The sequence below is a fragment of the Streptomyces sp. yr375 genome (genome assembly GCF_900110755.1).
In the GTDB taxonomy this organism is placed as follows: domain Bacteria; phylum Actinomycetota; class Actinomycetes; order Streptomycetales; family Streptomycetaceae; genus Streptomyces.
Genome location: NZ_FOFF01000005.1, coordinates 23,390 through 41,503, shown reverse-complemented (window position 1 = coordinate 41,503; position 18,114 = coordinate 23,390). Strand labels below are relative to the sequence as shown.

Genomic DNA, 18,114 nt, shown 5'->3' with positions numbered 1-18,114 from the left:
TGGAGGCGGCGACCAATGGCTGACCCGAAGGGCTTTTTGAACCACGGCCGTGAGGTCGCCCAGTCCCGTCCCGTCGACGTGCGGCTGAAGGACTGGAACGAGGTCTACGTCCCGGGCTCGCTGCTGCCGATCATCGGCAAGCAGGCCGGCCGGTGCATGGACTGCGGCATCCCGTTCTGCCACAACGGCTGTCCGCTGGGGAACCTGATCCCCGAGTGGAACGACTTCGCCTACCGCGAGAACTGGTCGGCGGCCTCCGAGCGCCTGCACGCCACGAACAACTTCCCGGAGTTCACGGGCCGGCTGTGCCCCGCTCCGTGCGAGTCGGCGTGTGTGCTGGGCATCAACCAGCCGGCCGTCACCATCAAGAACGTCGAGGTCTCGATCATCGACAAGGCGTGGGAGACCGGTGACGTCGCCCCGCAGGCCCCCGAGCGGCTGTCCGGCAAGACCGTCGCGGTGATCGGCTCGGGCCCGGCGGGCCTGGCCGCCGCCCAGCAGCTCACCCGGGCCGGCCACACCGTCGCCGTCTACGAGCGCGCGGACCGCATCGGCGGCCTCCTGCGGTACGGCATCCCCGAGTTCAAGATGGAGAAGCGGCACATCAACCGGCGTATCGAGCAGATGCGCGCGGAGGGCACCCGCTTCCGTACCGGCATCGAGATCGGCCGCGACCTCAAGGCGACCGACCTGAAGAAGCGCTACGACGCGGTCGTCATCGCCGCCGGCGCCACCACCGCCCGTGATCTCCCCGTCCCCGGGCGGGAGTTGAAGGGCGTGTACCAGGCGATGGAGTACCTGCCCCTGTCGAACAAGGTCCAGGAGGGCGACTACGTCACCTCTCCGGTCTCGGCCGAGGGCAAGCACGTCGTGGTCATCGGCGGCGGCGACACCGGCGCGGACTGCGTGGGCACCGCCCACCGCCAGGGCGCGGCCTCCGTCACGCAGTTGGAGATCATGCCGAAGCCCGGCGAGGAGCGGAACCCGGGTCAGCCGTGGCCGACCTTCCCGATGCTCTACAAGGTCACCAGCGCGCACGAGGAGGGCGGCGAGCGGGTCTACTCCGTCTCGACGACCCACTTCGAGGGCGACGAGGACGGCAACGTCCAGTGGCTGCACCTCACCGAGGTCGAGTTCGTCGACGGCCGCCTGACCCCGAAGCCGGGCACGGAGCGCAAGATCCCCGCCCAACTGGTCACCCTCGCCATGGGCTTCACCGGCACCGACCAGGACAACGGCCTGGTCGCGCAGTTCGGCCTGGACCTCGACGAGCGCGGTAACATCGCCCGCGACGCCGACTTCCAGACCAGCGTCCCGGGTGTGTACGTCGCCGGTGACGCGGGCCGCGGCCAGTCGCTCATCGTGTGGGCGATCGCGGAGGGCCGCTCGGCCGCCCGCGGCGTCGACCGGTTCCTGACCGGAGCCAGCGAACTGCCGGCCCCGATCCGCCCGACGGACCGCTCGCTGATGGTCTGACGGCACCCACAGAACGTCCCGCACAAAGGCGTGCGGAACACAGGCAGCGCCTGCCCAACAGTCCCCGACCGGACGACCGGGCAGGCGCCGCCGCATGTCCGGACACCGGTCCGCAAGGCTGTACGACCATGGCCTGCGGCTACGGCACCCGGTACGTCTCCCCGTACACCTGCCACTGGAGCGGCGGGAGCAGGTCGAGGTTGCCGTCGTGCAGGAAGCGGCGCTGGGTCGTGTCGACGCGGGAGGTGTCGATGCCGGGGTGCCGGGTCAGCATGGCGTGGCGGCGGGCGTCGAGGAACGCTTCGAGGTAGGCGGCCTCGTCGCCGCCCTGCGCGGGGGTGCGGGCCTGCTGCGTCGCGCGGGCGCGGATGCCGTCGAAGCTGGTCGGGCCGGTGCCGGGGCCGTGGAAGACCAGGGCGTCGTAGTAGATGAACTGGCCCAGCGCGCCCAGACCGTCGGCCCGGCCGCGGCGCACCGCCGGGTTGAAGTAGACGCGGTCGCGCTCGGCGTCCTGGGCCGCCCGGAACGCGGGCACGCTCGACTCGGCCCGCCAGGCGGCCGGGAAACCCGGGTCCAGACCGGCGTGCGAGGCGGTGCCGTCGACCCGGCGCAGGGCCGGCAGGTAGGGGGCGAGGGCGTTGCCGGGATGGGCACGGGTGTACTGCTCGACGAGGGTGAGCAGATCGTGGGTGCCGGTGCAGAAGCCGATCAGGCCCGCCGTGTAGCCCTGGCCGTCGCCGATGTCCTCGACGTAGCCGTACGCGCTGCGCCAGTTCAGGGTGCCGTTCTCGGCGCTCGCCACGATCTGTTGGGCCAGTTCCTTCTGCGCCGGGGCGGCGAGGCCCGGCGGGGTCGCCCGGACGCCGGTGGTCGGCTGGGCGGGCTGGGCGGGGGTGAGCAGGTACGCCGTCGACGCGACGGCGGCGCAGACCAGGGCGGCGGCACGTTTCATGCCGCACACTTTAAGGCCGGAATGTGATCTTCCTTGTCATTCCATACTAATTAGTCGCCGAACGAACAAATGGACGAGCAAATGGACGAGCAACGGGGCGAACAAAAAGGATGAGGGTGGGGTGCGCGGGGGGTGTGGAAGGCTGTGCGCCATGGTCGCGATCAGTCTCACCAAGGTCCAGGAGACCGCGCCCGCGCTGGTCGACCTGTACAAGAGCGCCGGCGTCTCGCTCGCGAAGCACGGTCTCGACGGGCAGCGGGCCGCCGTCTACCTCGTCGTCGACTACTCGGGGTCGATGAAGCCGTACTACCGGGACGGCAGTGTGCAGGCGCTCGCCGACCGGGTGCTGGGGCTGTCCGCGCACCTCGACGACGACGGCCGGGTGCCGGTCGTCTTCTTCTCCACGGACGTCGACGCCGTCACCGACATCGCCCTCGCCGACCACCGGGGGCGGGTGGACCGCATCGTGGCCGGGCTCGGCCACATGGGAAAGACCAGCTACCACCTCGCCATGGACGCCGTGATCGACCACTACCTGGACGGCGGCTCGACGGACCCGGCGCTCGTCGTGTTCCAGACCGACGGCGGCCCGATCAACAAGCTGGCCGCGGAGCGCTACCTGTGCAAGGCGTCGAGGCTGCCGATGTTCTGGCAGTTCGTCGGCTTCGGCGACCGGGGCAGCAAGCAGTTCGACTTCCTGCGCAAGCTCGACGAACTGCCCGTGCCGGGCAAGCGGGTGGTCGACAACGCCGGTTTCTTCCACGCCGGTTCGGACCCGGCGAAGGTGGCGGACGCGGAGCTGTACGACCGCCTGGTGGGGGAGTTCCCGAAGTGGCTGACGGCCGCGCGCGCGGCGGGGATCGTACGGCCGTAGCTCCCCCCGCCCTACCCTCGCGGCCTTCGGCGATTATGCGTTTGCCTAAAAGATTTAGGCAAATTAGCCTCACCCTTATGAAGCCGCTGACCGAGCAAGAGATCCGTGCCGCCTTCGTGAACTGCACCAAGGGCGAGACCAAGCGCCTGTCCGTGCCGCGCGACCTGGCCGAACAGCCCTGGGAGGACCTCGACTACCTGGGCTGGCGCGACCCCCAGGCCCCCGACCGGGCCTACCTCGTCGTGGAGCTGGACGGGCGGCCGAAGGCGCTCGCGCTGCGCTCAGCCGCCACCGGCTCCGGGCAGTCGCGGCGCAGCATGTGCACGATGTGCCTGACCACGCACTCCGGCGGCGTCTCCCTGATGGTCGCGCCGAAGGCGGGCAAGGCCGGCCAGCAGGGCAACTCGGTGGGGGCCTACATCTGCAGCGACCTCGCCTGCTCGCTGTACGTGCGCGGCAAGCGCGACGCGGGCATCGGGGCGCGGCTGCCCGAGACGATCAGCCTGGAGGAGAAGATCCGGCGGACCGTGACCAACCTCGCCGCCTTCATCGCCAAGGTCACGAGCTGACTATCTCCGCCCGGCAGTCGTCCGGCGTGCCCCAGGCCGTGCGCAGGGCGCGGGCCTTGGTGAGCCAGAGCGACAGGTCGTACTCCGCCGTGTAGCCGATCGCGCCGTGCAGTTGAAGCGCGGCGCGCGCCGTCGCGTACGCCGCCTCGCAGGCGCTCAGCTTCGCGGCGGCGACGTCCGCCGGGGCCATCGTGACGGCCGCGCCCAGGACCAGCGGCCGGGCGAACTCCAACGCGGTCTTCGCGTCCGCCAGCCGGTGCTTGACCGCCTGGAACGAGCCGATCGGCACCCCGAACTGCACGCGCTGCCCGACATACGCCACGGTCCGCTCCAGCAGCGTAAGGCCCACGCCCAGCGCCTGGGCGGCGGTGGCGAGGCGGGCCCAGAGCAGGGCGCGGGCCACGGGCGGGTCCGGCGCGAGGAGTTCGCCGCCCGGCAGCAGCCGGGTGAGCCGGCGGGCGGGGTCGAGGGACGGCCGGACCGGGCCGCGCCCCGGGACGAGCCACAGACCGCCGGCGGCCTGCGCCAGCCGTACCGTCGCCACATCGCCGTCCACCGCGTACGACCCCCCGCATGCCACCGTCGCCATCGACTCGCCCGAGGCCAGCGCCGGCAGGAACCGCTTCGCCGGGCCCGGATCGAGCAGCAGGGCCGCCGCCGCGACCGTCTCCACCAGCGGGCCCGGCACCGCGTGCCGCCCCAACTCCACGAAGGCGACGGCCAGTTCGACCGGCCGGGGCCCCAGCCCCTCGTACGCCTCCGGGACCGCCAGCGCGAAGACGCCCGCCTCGGCGATCCGCGACCACAGGGCCCGCCCGCGCGCGTGCTCGCCCCGGCTCCAGTCCCGCACCGCGCGCGGGGTGTCGGCGGCGGTCAGCATCGCGTCCAGCGAGGCGGCGAACGCCCGCTGCTCGGTGTCCAGGAGGAAACGCATCAGCGGCGGCCCTTCGGCAGGCCGAGCAGGCGCTCGGCGATGATGTCGCGCTGGATCTCGTTCGCCCCCGCGTAGACCGGGCCGGCGAGGGCGAACACGTACGCCTCGGCCCAGCCGGAGTCCGCCGACTCGCCCTCCTCGCCCAGCAGGTCGAGGGCCGTCTCGTGCAGCGCGATGTCGAACTCCGACCAGAAGACCTTGTTCATGCTGGACTCCGGCCCGATCGACTCGCCGTCGAGGAAGCGGGAGGCCGCCGCGTAGGCGAAGAGCTGGTAGGCGCGGGCGCCGGACAGCGCGTCGGCGACCCGGTCGCGGGCCCACGCGGGGCGGCCCTTGTCGCGCCACAGGCGGTGCAGGCGGTCCGCGGCGGCGAGGAAGCGGCCGGGCGAACGGAGCGTCAGCCCCCGTTCGTTGCCCGCCGTGGACATGGCCACCCGCCAGCCCTGGCCGACCTCGCCGATCACGTCCTCGTCCGGTACGAAGACGTCGTCCAGGAAGAGTTCGGCGAACGCCGGTTTCCCGTCGAGGCGGCCGATCGGACGGACCGTGACGCCCGGCGCGCGCAGGTCGAACATCAGGTACGTCAGGCCCTGGTGGGGACGGGGCGCGCCCGGGTCGCTGCGGAACAGGCCGAACGCGCGGTCGGCGAAGGCCGCCCGCGACGACCACGTCTTCTGGCCGCTGAGGCGCCAGCCGCCGGCCGCGCGGATCGCCCGGGAGCGCAGCGAGGCCAGGTCGGAGCCCGCCTCCGGCTCCGACCACGCCTGCGCCCAGACCACCTCGCCGGTCGCCATCGACGGCAGCACACGTGCGCGTTGCTCCTGCGTGCCGTGGTCGAAGAGGGTCGGCGCGAGCAGACTCACGCCGTTCTGCCCGACCCGGCCCGGCGCCCGCGCCGCGTAGTACTCCTCCTCGAACACCAGCCAGCGGATCAGCCCGGCGTCCCGCCCGCCGTACCGCGCTGGCCAGTGCACCACCGACCAGCGGTCCGCGGCGAGTTCGGCCTCCCACGCGCGGTGCGCCGCGAAGCCCGCCGCGGTCTCCAGCGACGGCAGGGGGACCGGCGGCACGTGCGCGTGCAGCCAGGCGCGGGCCTCGGCGCGGAACGCCTCCTCGGCGGGCGTGAAGTCGAGGTCCATCGGCGGCACTCCTTCCCTAACAAGTGTTTGGTAGGTTAGCGTGAGGCTATGACAGGAGTCGAGAGCCCGGTCTACGAACCCGGGCACGGGCTGCTGCGGGGGCGCACCGCCGTCATCACCGCGGCGGCGGGAGCGGGCATCGGCGGGGCCACCGCGCGCCGCTTCCTGGAGGAGGGCGCGCAGGTCCTGATCAGCGACGCCCACGCGCGCCGCCTCAAGGAGCACGAGACCGAGCTGGCCGCCGAGTTCCCCGGCGCGGTGGCGGGCATCCCGTGCGACGTCACCGACGACACCCAGGTACAAGCCCTGTTCGACACCGCCGTACGGCTGCACGGCCGCCTCGACATCGTCGTGAACAACGCCGGTCTGGGCGGCACTTCGGACCTCGTCGACATGACCGACGACCAGTGGTCCCGGGTGCTCGACGTCACGCTGAACGGCACGTTCCGGTGCACCCGGGCGGCCCTGCGGCTGATGCGCGGGACCGGCGGAAGCAACGGGGGCAGCGGCGGTAGTGGGACCGGCGGGGGCAGCGGGGGTGTCATCGTCAACAACGCCTCCGTCGTCGGCTGGCGCGCCCAGGCCGGGCAGGCGCACTACGCCGCCGCGAAGGCCGGCGTGATGGCGTTGACCCGGTGCGCGGCGATCGAGGCCGCCGCGTACGGGGTACGGGTCAACGCCGTCTCGCCGAGCCTCGCCATGCACCCCCACCTGGTGAAGGTCACCACCCCCGAACTGCTGGCGGAACTCACCGCGCGCGAGGCCTTCGGGCGCTACGCCGAGCCCTGGGAGGTGGCCAACGTGATCGTGTTCCTCGCCTCCGGCTACTCCTCGTACCTCACCGGCGAGATCGTCTCCGTCAGCAGCCAGCACGCCTAGGACGACAATGGATCCGTGCCTCCTACGAAGAAGAAGCCCCAGGTGACCGCCGCGCCCGCGCGCCGCGCCGAACTCCTCGACACCGCCGCCGAGGTCTTCGCCGAGCAGGGTTACAACGCCACCACCGTGCGCAAGATCGCGGACCACGCGGGCATGCTCGCGGGCAGCCTCTACTACCACTTCGACTCCAAGGAGTCGATGCTCGAAGAGATCCTGCGCACCTTCCTCGACGAGCTGTGGGGCGGCTACGACACCGTGCTCGCCGCCGGCCTCGGCCCCCGCGAGACCCTCGAAGCCCTGGTCACCGAGTCGTTCCGGGAGATCGACCGGCACCGCGCCGCCGTCGCGATCTACCAGAAGGAGAGCAGACAGCTCGTCGCGCAGGACCGGTTCGCGTTCCTCGCCGACTCGCAGCGCCGGTTCGAGCAGGCGTGGCTGGCCACGCTGGAGCGCGGGGTCGCCGAGCAGGTCTTCCGCGCCGACCTCGACGTCCGGCTCGCCTACCGGTTCGTCCGCGACACGGTGTGGGTCGCCGCGTCCTGGTACCGGCCCGGCGGACAGCACAGCCCGGAGGAGATCGCCCGGCAGTACCTGTCGATGGTCCTCGACGGGATCGCCGTACGTGAATAACCGCTGATTTCAGGGAGTCGTCATGGCCGAGGCCTACATCGTCGAAGCGGTCCGTACGCCCGTGGGGCGGCGCGCGGGAGGGCTGTCCGGGGTGCACCCGGCCGACCTCGGCGCGCATGTGCTCAAGGAACTCGTCGCGCGCTCGGGCATCGACCCGGCGGCCGTGGAGGACGTCGTCTTCGGATGCCTGGACGCGGTCGGGCCGCAGGCCGGGGACATCGCGCGGACCTGCTGGCTGGCCGCCGGGCTGCCCGAGGAGGTGCCGGGCGTGACCGTGGACCGGCAGTGCGGCTCCTCGCAGCAGGCCGTGCACTTCGCCGCGCAGGGCGTGCTGTCCGGGACACAGGACCTGGTGGTCGCGGGCGGCGTGCAGAACATGTCGCAGATCCCGATCGCCTTCGCCACCCGGCAGGCCGCCGAACCTCTCGGCTTCACCCAGGGCCCCTTCGCCGGCAGCGAGGGCTGGCGCGCGCGGTACGGGGACCGGGCCGTGAACCAGTTCGCCGGCGCCGAGATGATCGCCGCCAAGTGGGGCGTCAGCCGGGCCGACCAGGAGGAGTTCGCGCTGCGCTCGCACCGGCGGGCGGTGCGCGCGATCGACGAGGGCCGCTTCGCACGCGAGACCGTCGCCTACGGGGACGTCACCGCCGACGAGGGGCCGCGCCGGGACACCTCCCTGGAGAAGATGGCCGGGCTGAAGCCCGTCATCCCCGGCGGCACCGTCACCGCCGCCTGCTCCTCGCAGGTCTCCGACGGCGCGGCGGCCATGCTGCTGGCCTCGGAGCGGGCGGTCCGCGAGCACGGGCTGACGCCCCGCGCGCGCGTGCACCACCTCTCCGTGCGCGGCGAGGACCCCATCCGCATGCTGACGGCCCCGATCCCGGCCACCGCGCACGCCCTCAAGAAGACCGGCCTGACCATCGACGACATCGACCTAGTCGAGATCAACGAGGCGTTCGCACCCGTCGTCCTGGCCTGGCTGAAGGAGACCGGCGCGGACCCGGAGAAGGTCAACGTCAACGGCGGCGCGATCGCCCTGGGCCACCCCCTCGGCGCGACCGGCGTCAAACTGATGACAACCCTCCTGCACGAACTGGAACGCACCGGCGGCCGCTTCGGCCTACAGACGATGTGCGAGGGCGGCGGCCAGGCGAACGTGACGATCATCGAGCGGCTGTGAGGGAGGCCGTCCAGCGGCTGTGACGGTCACCGGGCGGCCGTGACGGCCGTGAAGGTCGTCGAGCTGCCGTGAAGGTCATCGGGCGGCCGGGACGGTGATCAGGGAGCGGCCGTGAGTCGCTCCCTGACTGCTTCCGCCTCCTTCATGATCCGTTCCACCAGTTCCGCGCAGGACGGCAGGTCGTCGATCACGCCGGCGACCTGTCCGGAGGCCATCACGCCGAGGTCCGTACGGCCGTCCACCATCGCCGATCTCAGCAGCATCGGGGTGTTGGCCGCGAGCAGTACCTGGCTCCAGGTCAGGTCCTTGCCGTGGCGCATCGCGAGCCCGTCGCGGACCAGTTGCGGCCAGGTGAGGCCGGAGAGCCGCCGGAAGCCCGCCGCACGGCGGACCGCGTGCAGCAGTCGCCGGGCCCGGCCGGAGTTCTCCAGCGCGGCCACCAGGTCCGTACGCAGCATGCGGTGCGGCAGACCGTCGACCGCCCGTGTCACCGTCACGTCCCGGACCGTCGCCGCCAGGTACCGCGCCTTCACCGCGTCCGGCACCGTCGAGTCCGACGTCAGCAGGAACCGCGTCCCCATGGCCACGCCCGCCGCCCCGTACGCCAGCGCCGCCACCAGCCCCCGCCCGTCGAAGAAGCCGCCCGCCGCCACCACCGGGATGTCCACGGCGTCCACCACCTGCGGCAGCAGCACCGTCGTCGCCACCTCGCCGGTGTGTCCGCCGCCCTCGCCGCCCTGCACGACCACCGCGTCCGCCCCCCACGCCGCGACCTTCTCGGCGTGCCGGCGCGCACCGACCGACGGGACGACGATCACCCCCGCCTCCTTCAGCTCGGCGATCAGCTCACGGGAGGGGGCCAGCGCGAAGGACGCGACCCGCACCCCCTCGTCGAGGATGATCCGCACCCGGTCGCCCGCGTCCGCCGCGTCCGCCCGGAGATTGACCCCGAACGGCGCGTCCGTACGGGACTTCACCTCCCGTACGGCCTCCCGCAGCCCGTCGACGGTCATCGTCGCCGAGCCCAGGACGCCCAGCGCGCCCGCGTTCGCCGCCGCCGACACCAGGCGCGGCCCCGCCACCCACCCCATCCCGGTCTGCACGATCGGGTGACGGACCCCGACCAGCCGGGTTAGCGCCGTGTCCATCAGACGGCGACCTCCCGCGCGCGGGCGGCACCCGGATCGAGCACCTCGCGGATCAACCGGAGCTCCCCCGCCGTCGGTTCACGGGTACGGGCCACCTCGTCCGGGATCACGAGGTCGAACCCCGTCGCCTCCCGGACCTCGTCCACGCTCACCCCCGGATGCACCGACGCCAGCCGCATCGCGTGGTCGGGCGTCGCGAAGTCGAAGACACCGAGGTCGGAGACGACCCGGGGAATGCGGTGATGACGGGCCCCGACCTCGGCCGCACGGTCGTACCCCACCCCGCACACCATGTCGACCCGTTCGACGAAGACCCGCCGCGAATGCCTCGGGATCCAGTAACTCGTCGGATTGTTGAGGGTGTTGACCGGTGCGCCGCGCACCCCGAGCAGTTGCCGCCTCGGCTTCGCCCAGTCGCCGATGCAGGAGATGTTCTGGTTGCCGAACCGGTCGATCTGGCTCGCGCCCATCATCACGTGCCGCCGCCCCCCGGTCACCAGGGCCAGATGCTGCCGGTACGGCAACCAGCCCTCCACGGTGCCGTCCGCGCCGACGAGGAGCGCCTCGCCGTCGGTCAGCAGCAGGTCCGGCGCGAACGTGTGCCGGGCGAGCCGGGCGCCCACGGACGGGATCACCCCCATCGGGCTCGCCAGGATCTCGCCCCCGCCGCGCCACGCCTCGGCGCACGCGATCACGCAGTACTCGGCACGGGTGACCTCGGGCATGTCGTCTTTCACGCTTCCTCCCCGGCCGCCGACCGGTACGCCTGCTCGTCCCCGGCCAGGTAGCGCGCCGCGAACTCAGGCCAGGGCGTGGTCGCGTACCGCTTCTGGAACGCCTCGTCCCGGCCGTAGTCGGGGGCGCAGGACGTGAAGTGCGCGCCGTTCGGAGCCTCCACGACCCCCGTCACCGTGTGCCGCTTGACCAGCAGCGACTGCGGCGCAGCCTCCTTCGTCAACTCGGCCGTGTCGACGACCCGTTCGCACGACAGGTACGCCTCGTCGGCCGCCTCGCAGAACAGGTCGTCGAAGTACGGATCCGGGCCCAGATACTGCCCGTTGCCCAGCCGGTCGGCCCGGTTGACGTGCACCAGGGCCGCGTCGAGCCGCAGCGCGGGCATCGCGACGAACGTCTCCTGGTCGTCGTACGGCGAAGTCACCGTACGCAGACCGGGGTTGACCCGCATCACGTCCGAACCGAGCCCCGCCCGCACCGGCAGGAAGGGCAACCGGTGCGCGGCGGCCCGCAGCCCCCACATGAACATCGCCTCGTCGATCTCCGTCAGCTCGAAGGCACCGCGCTCGCGGGCCGCGCGGTAGTGCGGTTCGAGGGGGATCGAGTCGAGGGTGACGAAGGCGGCCACCAGCTTGCGGATCCGCCCCGCCGCCGCCAGCATCCCGACGTCAGGACCGCCGTACGACACGACGGTTAGGTCCGTGACCTGCGACCGCAGCAGCGCCCTGACCAGGGCCATCGGTTTACGGCGCGAGCCCCAGCCGCCGATGCCGAGGGTCATCCCGCTGCGCAGCCGGGAGACGACCTCCTCGGCGGTCATCGTCTTGTCGCCCACCTAAGCCCCCTCGCTCCCGTCGTTCCCGTCACTTCCGTTGTTCCTGTCGTTTCCGTCGCTTCTGTCCTTGCCGAAGGTGTCGCGGACCCGGTCGGCGACCCCGGCGACGCTCGCCTCGAAGGTGAAGCCCTGCTCGAAGCGGTAGCTGCGGCGCACGTCGACCGGGTCGATGCCGTTGAGGGCCGCCTTGGCGAGCCGGAGCAGCTCACCGTCCTTCGCGGCGATCTCGCCGGCCAACTCCAGTGCGGCGGCGTGCAGTTCGCCGCGCGGCACCACCCGCCACACCGAGCCGTGCGCGTGCAGCTCGGCCGCCGTGACCGTGCGCGAGGTGTAGTACAGGGCGCGCATCAGGTGCTGGGGGACCAGCCGGGCGAGGTGGGTGGCCGCGCCCAGCGCGCCCCGGTCCAGCTCGGGCAGCCCGAACACGGCGTCCTCGCTCGCCACGATCACGTCCGCGTTGCCCACCAGGCCGATGCCGCCGCCCAGACAGAAGCCGTGCACCGCCGCGACCACGGGCACCTCGCACTCGTACACCGCCGCGAACGCCTCGAAACAGCCCCGGTTGGCGCCGACCAGCGCGCTTCGGCCGCGCGTCTGCAACTCCTTGATGTCCACGCCCGCGTTGAACCCCCGGCCCTCGGCGGCCAGCACCACGCACCGGGTCTCCGGGTCCCGGCCCGCCGCGCGCATCGCGTCGGCCAGCGCGAACCAGTCGCTCACCGGCAGCGCGTTGACCGGCGGAACGTCAACCGTGACGACCGAGATTCCCTCTCCCGAGCCCTTTTCCGTCCCCTTTTCCGGGGACGAGGTGGAGACACCCATGGAAGCATCAGCTACCTTTCCACCAAACGTTTGTTAGGTGGAAAGGTAGCAGCGAATGGAGCTGGACGGGAAGGTCGCCGTCGTCACCGGTGGCACTCGGGGCGTGGGCGCCGGGATCGCGCGCTCCCTCGTGCGCGCGGGCGCCGAGGTCGTGCTCTGTGCCCGCCGGCCGCCCGAAACCCTGGTCCCGCAGACCGAGTTCGTGCCGCTGGACGTGCGGGACGCCGACGCCGTACGGGAGTTCTTCGCCGGGCTGCCCCGGCTCGACGTGCTCGTCAACAACGCGGGCGGCGCGCCCTACCGCAGACTCGCCGACGCGGAACCCGAGCGCCACGCGCGCGTGATCGAGCTCAACCTCCTCGCCCCGCTGACGGTCTCCCTCGCCGCCTACGACCACCTCAGGCGCGCCGGCGGCTCGGTCGTCATGATCGGCAGCGTCAGCGGCAGCCGCCCCTCGCCCGGCTCGGCCGCGTACGGCGCGGCCAAGGCGGGACTGGAGAGCCTCGCCCGGTCCATGGCCGTGGAGTGGGCCCCGCAGGTGCGGGTGAACACCCTGGTCGTCGGCATGGTCCACACCGAGCTGGCCCACCTGCACTACGGCGGCGAGGACGGCGTCGACGCCGTCGCCCGCACCGTCCCGCTCGGCCGGCTCGCCCGGCCCGCCGACGTCGGCGCGGCGGCCGTCTTCCTCGCCTCCGACGCCGCCGCGTACATCAGCGGAGCGAGCCTGCTCGTGCACGGGGGAGGGGAGCGGCCCGCGTTCCTCGACGCCGCGACCGCCAACAAGGAGATGTGACAGGAGGCATGGGATGACACATGCGACGACAGGTGGGGCGACACACGGGACGACAGGAATCTGCGACGGCCGCGTGGTCGTCGTCACCGGCGCCGGACGCGGCCTCGGGCGCGCGCACGCGCTCGCGTTCGCGGCGGAGGGGGCACGCGTCGTCGTCAACGACCTGGGGGTGGGCCTGGACGGCGCACCGGGACCCGACAGCCCGGCCGGGCAGGTCGTGGCCGAGATCCGCGCGGCGGGCGGCGAGGCCGTCGCCCACGGCGGCGACATCGCCACCCCTGACGGCGCCGCGTCCCTGGTGGCGACCGCCCTGGAGACGTACGGCCGGCTCGACACCCTCGTCAACAACGCAGGCTTCCTGCGCGACCGGATGCTCGTCAACCTCGACGAGGACGACTGGGACGCCGTCCTGCGCGTCCACCTCAAGGGGCACTTCCTCACCCTGAAACACGCCGCCGCGCACTGGCGGGCCGAGACCAAGGCGGGTCGCAGGCCGGTCGCCCGGATCGTCAACACCAGCAGCGGGGCGGGGCTGCTGGGCTCGGTCGGACAGGGCAACTACAGCGCGGCGAAGGCCGGCATCGTCGCCCTCACCCTGGTCGCGGCCGCCGAACTCGCCCGCTACGGCGTCCAGGTCAACGCCCTCGCACCGGCCGCCCGCACCCGCATGACGGAACGCGCCTTCGCCGAGACCATGGCGGCCCCGGACACCGGCTTCGACGCCATGGCCCCCGAGAACGTCTCCCCGCTCGTCGTCTGGCTCGGCTCCGCGCGCAGCGAGGGCGTCACCGGCCGCGTCTTCGAGGCGGAGGCCGGCCGGATCACCGTCATGGACGGCTGGCGACCGGGCCCCACCGCCGACAAGGGCGCCCGCTGGCACCCGGCGGAGGCGGGAGAGGCCGTACGCAAACTGCTCACCGAGTCCGAACCACCGGGGGAGGTGTACGGGGCGTAGACGTGGCCGCAGCCCGGTCTCAGGTGTCGCACTCCAGCACCGTCCGGCACAACCCGCACCGCGCCCGGACCCGGCCCCGTACCGGCACCCTGATCCGCTGATGGCAGGTCGGGCACGGGAACGTCACCCGCAGCGCGCCCGGCGGATCCGGAGCCGGGACGAAGGCGTACGCGGAGTCCGGGGAATCCGGGGAATCCGGGGAATCCAGGGAGCCCGGGGCCGGCGCGGCCGGGCGGTGGGCCTGGGCGTGCCGCCGGTCGCGGGCGTAGCGGCGGCGGCCCGCCCAGCCGGCGGCCGTCAGCGGCGGCTGCCGCTCGTCGTGCCGGGCCCGCTCCATGCCCCGCTCGTACGCCGTGTACGCCTGCGCACTGGTGAACCACACCGACGGATCCTCGCCGAACACCAGCGACCGCTTCGCCAGCACGTACCCGAACTCCTCCGGCGTCAGATACCCCAGCTTCTGCGAGGACGCCCCGTCCTCCCGGTAGGCGTCCAGGAGCAGCCAGCCCGCCCCCAGATACGTCGTCGCCGTGTCCGTCAGGATCTCGTTGTCCCGTGTGCCCGGGAAGGACAGCCCCACGCGATGCAGATACACGTGCATGATCTCGTGCGCCAGAGCCGCCCCGATGTCCCGCCGATGCGTACGGAACCGGTCGTTCAGCTCGACGAAGTACTCGGGGCCCGCCGTGAGTTCGACGTTCGCCGCGTGCTCCATCTCCCGGAAGGCGACGATCATCCGGGCGTCCGGCAACCGGTAGTGCCGCACCAGCTCACGCGCCACCCGCTGCACGCCGAGATACAGCTCGTCGGTGTCGCAGAACGCCACGTCGGCCGGGGCCACGCTGGTGGCGAACTGGTGGATGGTGTCGTACGACAACCGCCGGTACAACGCCGTGACGGCGGCCCGCACCGTCTCCAGATGCCGATAGCCGTGCTCGACCGGTCCGCCGTTCGCCACGCCCGCACCCCCAAGACACCAGGACGCCGTGCACCCGGTACGTCCGGTACACCCGGTTCCACTGTACGAGGACCCGGCCCACTAGGGTGGACGCCCATGACCACCAGCAACACCCCTGGCGCCGGAACCGGTGACGTCGACCCCGCCGTCCGCGAGGAGCTCGCCCGGCTGCGCGACAGCATCGACAACATCGACGCGGCCGTCGTCCACATGCTCGCCGAACGCTTCAAGGCCACCCAGCAGGTCGGCCACCTCAAGGCCCGCCACCAACTGCCGCCCGCCGACCAGGCCCGCGAGGCCCGCCAGATCGCCCGGCTGCGCACCCTCGCCGAGAACGCCAAACTCGACCCGGCGTTCGCCGAGAAGTTCCTCAACTTCATCATCGCCGAGGTGATCCGCCACCACGAGCGCATCGCCGAGGACACCGCCGCCTCAACCTGACCCACGAGGCGGCGCGCGCCGGGCACACCGTGAGTGAAGCGCTGAAGTGCCCGGCGTGAGAAGGGACAACGGACATAGGGTACGTACCGATCCGCCCCTGTGCCTGGCCTGCGGTATCAGGCAGCATGTCGTCCATGTCCGTACTGACGCGCGACGCAGCGCAAAGCCGTGCCAAATTCCTCGACGTCCACAGCTACACCATCGAGCTCGACCTGACGACCGGTGACGAGACCTTCGACTCCGTCACCGTCATCCGGTTCGCGGCGCGCGCCAACGGGGACACCTTCGTCGAGGTCAGGCCGGCCGCACTGCACTCCGTCACCCTCGACGGCGAGCCCCTCGACCCGCAGACCCTGGACGACAACCGGCTCCCCCTGACCGACCTCACCGCCGGCGAACACGAACTGCGCGTCCGGGCCAGCATGCGCTACTCCCGCACCGGCGAGGGCATGCACCGCTTCACCGACCCCACCGACGGCGAGACGTACGTCTACACCCAGCTCTTCATGGACGACGTCCAGCGCGTCTTCGCCGCCTTCGACCAGCCCGACCTCAAGGCCGTCTTCGACCTCACCGTCAAAGCCCCCGAGAACTGGACCGTCCTCGCCAACGGCACCACCGAACACCTCGGCGACGGCCGCTGGCAGGCCGCCCCCACCCCCCTGATCTCCACCTACCTCGTCGCCGTCGCCGCCGGACCCTGGCACTCCGTCCGTACCGAACACCGAGGCCTGCCCTTCGGCCTGCACTGCCGCCGCTCGCTCGCCCCCCACCTCGACGCCGACACCGACGAACTGCTCGAGATCACCCGGCAGTGCTACGACCGCTACCACGAGAAGTTCACCGAGCCCTACCCCTTCGACTCCTACGACCAGGCGTTCGTCCCCGAGTTCAACGCCGGCGCCATGGAGAACCCGGGCCTCGTCACCTTCCGCGACGAGTTCGTCTACCGCTCCGCCGTCACCGACACCGAACGCCAGACCCGCGCCATGGTCATCGCCCACGAGATGGCCCACATGTGGTTCGGAGACCTCGTCACCCTCCAGTGGTGGGACGACATCTGGCTGAACGAGTCCTTCGCCGAGTACATGGGCTACCAGACCCTCACCGAAGCCACCCGCTTCACCGACACCTGGACCGACTTCGGCGTCGTCCGCAAGGCCTGGGGCTACGACGCCGACCAGCGCCCCTCCACCCACCCCGTCGCCCCCGAGAACGTCGACGACACCGCCGCCGCCCTCCTCAACTTCGACGGCATCTCCTACGCCAAGGGCGCCTCCGCCCTACGGCAACTCGTGACCTGGCTCGGCGAGAAGGACTTCCTCGCCGGCATCAACACCCACTTCGCCCGCCACAAGTTCGCCAACGCCACCCTCGCCGACTTCATCGACTCCCTCGCCGCCCACACCGAACGCGACGTCCACGCCTGGGCCGACGCCTGGCTGCGCACCACCGGCGTCGACACCCTCACCCCCACCCTCAGCGGCTCCAACGGCGACCACACCCTCACCGTCACCCACCACGGCAGCCGCCCGCACCGCATCGCCGTCGGCCTCTACGACCTCGACCTCGCCGACGAGGGCCGCCACCTCACCCTGCGCGAACGCCTCGACGTCGACATCCCGCAGCAAGCACCCCAGCCCCTCGGCAAGCGCCCCGCCCTGCTCCTCCTCAACGACGGCGACCTCACCTACACCAAGGTCCGCTTCGACCCCGCCTCCTTCGAAACCGTCCGCACCGGCCTCTCCGGCCTCCCCGACCCGCTCACCCGAGCCGTCGTCTGGAACGCCCTGCGCGACGCCGTACGCGACGGCGAACTCGCCCCCACCGCCTACCTCGACGCCGCCCGCGCCCACCTCCCGCAGGAGACCGACCTCGCCCTCGTCCAAGGCGTCCTCGCCTTCGCCGCCGGCCAGATCGCCGACCGCTACCTCACCCCCGAGCAGCGCCCCGCCGCCCTCGCCACCCTCTCCGCCCTGTGCCGCGACCTCATCCGCCGCACCGAGGACGGCGACCACCCCGACCTGCGCCTCATCGCCGTACGCCACTTCATCGGCGTCGCCGCCCACCCCGACACCATCGACGCCTGGCTCACCGAGGGCACCGTCCCCGGCGGCCCCGAACTCGACCCCGACCTGCGCTGGCGCGTCCTCGCCCGGCTCGCCGTCCTCGGCGCCACCGACGAGGCCGCCATCGCCGCCGAACTCGCCCGCGACCCCTCCGCCACCGGCCAGGAAGGCGCGGCCCGCTGCCGCGCCGCCCTCCCCGACGCGGACGCCAAGCGCACCGCCTGGGCGGCCATGTTCGAGAGCGACGACCTCTCCAACTACCTCTTCACCGCCACCGCCCAGGGCTTCTGGCAACCCGAACAGGCCGACCTGGTCGCCGAGTACGTCCCCCGCTTCTACGAGGACGCCGTCGCCGTCGCCGCCCGCCGAGGCCCCGCCATCGCCGACGCCGCCGGCCGCTGGGCCTTCCCCGCCCACGCAGTCACCCCCCACACCCTCCACCTGGGCAACCAATGCCTCACAACAACCGCCCCCACCCCCTCCCTACGCCGCAAACTGATCGACCAACTGGACGACCTGGCACGAGCGTTGAGGGTGAGGGAGGCGTAGCGGCGATATCCCTTGAACGCCGGTCCGCGAAATTCAGCCCGTCCGGCGTTTGAGGACGAGGCCCCTTAAGGGCCGACAGCGGGGGTCTGGGGGCGGCAGCCCCCGGCCACGCCCACCATAGGGGCACCCGCGCATCCCCCTTTCGGGTTCTGATCGTTCGGCTTTTCGGGCGC

18 protein-coding genes are annotated in these 18,114 nt (G+C 72.2%); 10 read left to right on the top strand and 8 right to left on the bottom strand.

The features are described from left to right. The first annotated feature begins 15 nt into the window (after positions 1-15). The gene (locus tag BMZ82_RS07615; protein ID WP_093773055.1) at positions 16-1,476 is read left to right on the top strand and encodes a glutamate synthase subunit beta; all 1,461 of its coding nucleotides are present in this window, start codon (positions 16-18) and stop codon (positions 1,474-1,476) included. Positions 1,477-1,615: 139 nt separating this feature from the next. Here the strand turns inward: BMZ82_RS07615 and BMZ82_RS07610 are convergent, their stop codons facing one another. Continuing rightward, positions 1,616-2,428, bottom strand: coding sequence for a chitosanase (locus BMZ82_RS07610; RefSeq protein WP_093773053.1), 813 nt, complete (start codon positions 2,426-2,428; stop codon positions 1,616-1,618). A gap of 151 nt (positions 2,429-2,579) precedes the next feature. Between BMZ82_RS07610 and BMZ82_RS07605 the strand changes: the two genes are divergently transcribed. Together BMZ82_RS07605 and BMZ82_RS07600 are read left to right on the top strand one after the other, a co-directional pair. Next, entirely contained in the window at positions 2,580-3,302 is a 723-nt protein-coding gene (locus BMZ82_RS07605; RefSeq protein WP_093773051.1) for a vWA domain-containing protein, read from the top strand. A 77-nt stretch (positions 3,303-3,379) separates the two neighbouring features. Then, positions 3,380-3,871 carry an FBP domain-containing protein gene (locus tag BMZ82_RS07600; protein ID WP_093773049.1) on the top strand — a complete coding sequence of 164 codons (492 nt, stop codon included), beginning with the start codon at positions 3,380-3,382 and terminating at the stop codon, positions 3,869-3,871. On the opposite strand, the gene BMZ82_RS07595 is transcribed toward BMZ82_RS07600, so the two are convergent. Both BMZ82_RS07595 and BMZ82_RS07590 read right to left on the bottom strand, forming a co-directional pair. Then, complete coding sequence (locus tag BMZ82_RS07595; protein ID WP_093773047.1) at positions 3,861-4,805, bottom strand: acyl-CoA dehydrogenase family protein; 945 nt, start codon at positions 4,803-4,805, stop codon at positions 3,861-3,863. The two genes, BMZ82_RS07600 and BMZ82_RS07595, sit on opposite strands and share 11 nt — an antisense overlap. Next, positions 4,805-5,944 carry an acyl-CoA dehydrogenase family protein gene (locus tag BMZ82_RS07590; protein ID WP_093773045.1) on the bottom strand — a complete coding sequence of 380 codons (1,140 nt, stop codon included), beginning with the start codon at positions 5,942-5,944 and terminating at the stop codon, positions 4,805-4,807. The genes BMZ82_RS07595 and BMZ82_RS07590 overlap by 1 nt, the downstream gene beginning before the upstream one ends. 48 nt (positions 5,945-5,992) lie before the next feature. Between BMZ82_RS07590 and BMZ82_RS07585 the strand changes: the two genes are divergently transcribed. From BMZ82_RS07585 to BMZ82_RS07575, 3 genes are read left to right on the top strand one after another with little or no spacing between them, the layout of a single operon-like run. Then, positions 5,993-6,823, top strand: coding sequence for an SDR family oxidoreductase (locus BMZ82_RS07585; RefSeq protein ID WP_093773043.1), 831 nt, complete (start codon positions 5,993-5,995; stop codon positions 6,821-6,823). A gap of 15 nt (positions 6,824-6,838) precedes the next feature. Next, the gene (locus BMZ82_RS07580) at positions 6,839-7,453 is read left to right on the top strand and encodes a TetR/AcrR family transcriptional regulator (protein ID WP_256251812.1); all 615 of its coding nucleotides are present in this window, start codon (positions 6,839-6,841) and stop codon (positions 7,451-7,453) included. Positions 7,454-7,475: 22 nt separating this feature from the next. Then, positions 7,476-8,633, top strand: a complete 1,158-nt coding sequence (locus BMZ82_RS07575; protein ID WP_093773039.1) for an acetyl-CoA C-acetyltransferase — start codon at positions 7,476-7,478, stop codon at positions 8,631-8,633. 98 nt (positions 8,634-8,731) lie between these two features. On the opposite strand, the gene BMZ82_RS07570 is transcribed toward BMZ82_RS07575, so the two are convergent. From BMZ82_RS07570 to BMZ82_RS07555, 4 genes are read right to left on the bottom strand one after another with little or no spacing between them, the layout of a single operon-like run. Further along, positions 8,732-9,781 carry an NAD(P)H-dependent flavin oxidoreductase gene (locus BMZ82_RS07570; protein ID WP_093773037.1) on the bottom strand — a complete coding sequence of 350 codons (1,050 nt, stop codon included), beginning with the start codon at positions 9,779-9,781 and terminating at the stop codon, positions 8,732-8,734. After that, entirely contained in the window at positions 9,781-10,506 is a 726-nt protein-coding gene (locus BMZ82_RS07565) for a CoA-transferase subunit beta (RefSeq protein WP_093773422.1), read from the bottom strand. The genes BMZ82_RS07570 and BMZ82_RS07565 overlap by 1 nt, the downstream gene beginning before the upstream one ends. Positions 10,507-10,514: 8 nt before the next feature. Continuing rightward, positions 10,515-11,351, bottom strand: coding sequence for a CoA transferase subunit A (locus BMZ82_RS07560; protein WP_093773035.1), 837 nt, complete (start codon positions 11,349-11,351; stop codon positions 10,515-10,517). Further along, positions 11,352-12,173, bottom strand: a complete 822-nt coding sequence (locus tag BMZ82_RS07555; protein ID WP_093773033.1) for an enoyl-CoA hydratase family protein — start codon at positions 12,171-12,173, stop codon at positions 11,352-11,354. A 55-nt stretch (positions 12,174-12,228) separates the two neighbouring features. Here BMZ82_RS07555 and BMZ82_RS07550 point away from each other — a divergent pair, with 55 nt between their 5' ends. Both BMZ82_RS07550 and BMZ82_RS07545 read left to right on the top strand, forming a co-directional pair. Beyond that, a complete protein-coding gene (locus tag BMZ82_RS07550; protein ID WP_093773031.1) occupies positions 12,229-12,969 on the top strand; it encodes an SDR family oxidoreductase in 741 nt (246 codons plus the stop codon). Between the two features lie 13 nt (positions 12,970-12,982). Continuing rightward, positions 12,983-13,924: an SDR family oxidoreductase gene (locus tag BMZ82_RS07545; protein WP_093773029.1), complete on the top strand. Its 942-nt coding sequence runs from the start codon at positions 12,983-12,985 to the stop codon at positions 13,922-13,924. A gap of 19 nt (positions 13,925-13,943) precedes the next feature. Here the strand turns inward: BMZ82_RS07545 and BMZ82_RS07540 are convergent, their stop codons facing one another. Then, on the bottom strand, positions 13,944-14,882 hold the full coding sequence (locus BMZ82_RS07540) for a hypothetical protein (RefSeq protein WP_093773027.1): 939 nt from the start codon (positions 14,880-14,882) through the stop codon (positions 13,944-13,946). A gap of 96 nt (positions 14,883-14,978) precedes the next feature. On the opposite strand from BMZ82_RS07540, the gene BMZ82_RS07535 reads away from it, so the two are divergent. Together BMZ82_RS07535 and pepN are read left to right on the top strand one after the other, a co-directional pair. Next, the gene (locus BMZ82_RS07535) at positions 14,979-15,323 is read left to right on the top strand and encodes a chorismate mutase (protein WP_093773025.1); all 345 of its coding nucleotides are present in this window, start codon (positions 14,979-14,981) and stop codon (positions 15,321-15,323) included. A 134-nt stretch (positions 15,324-15,457) separates the two neighbouring features. Continuing rightward, entirely contained in the window at positions 15,458-17,941 is a 2,484-nt protein-coding gene (gene pepN / locus BMZ82_RS07530) for an aminopeptidase N (RefSeq protein ID WP_093773420.1), read from the top strand. Positions 17,942-18,114 lie beyond the last annotated feature (173 nt).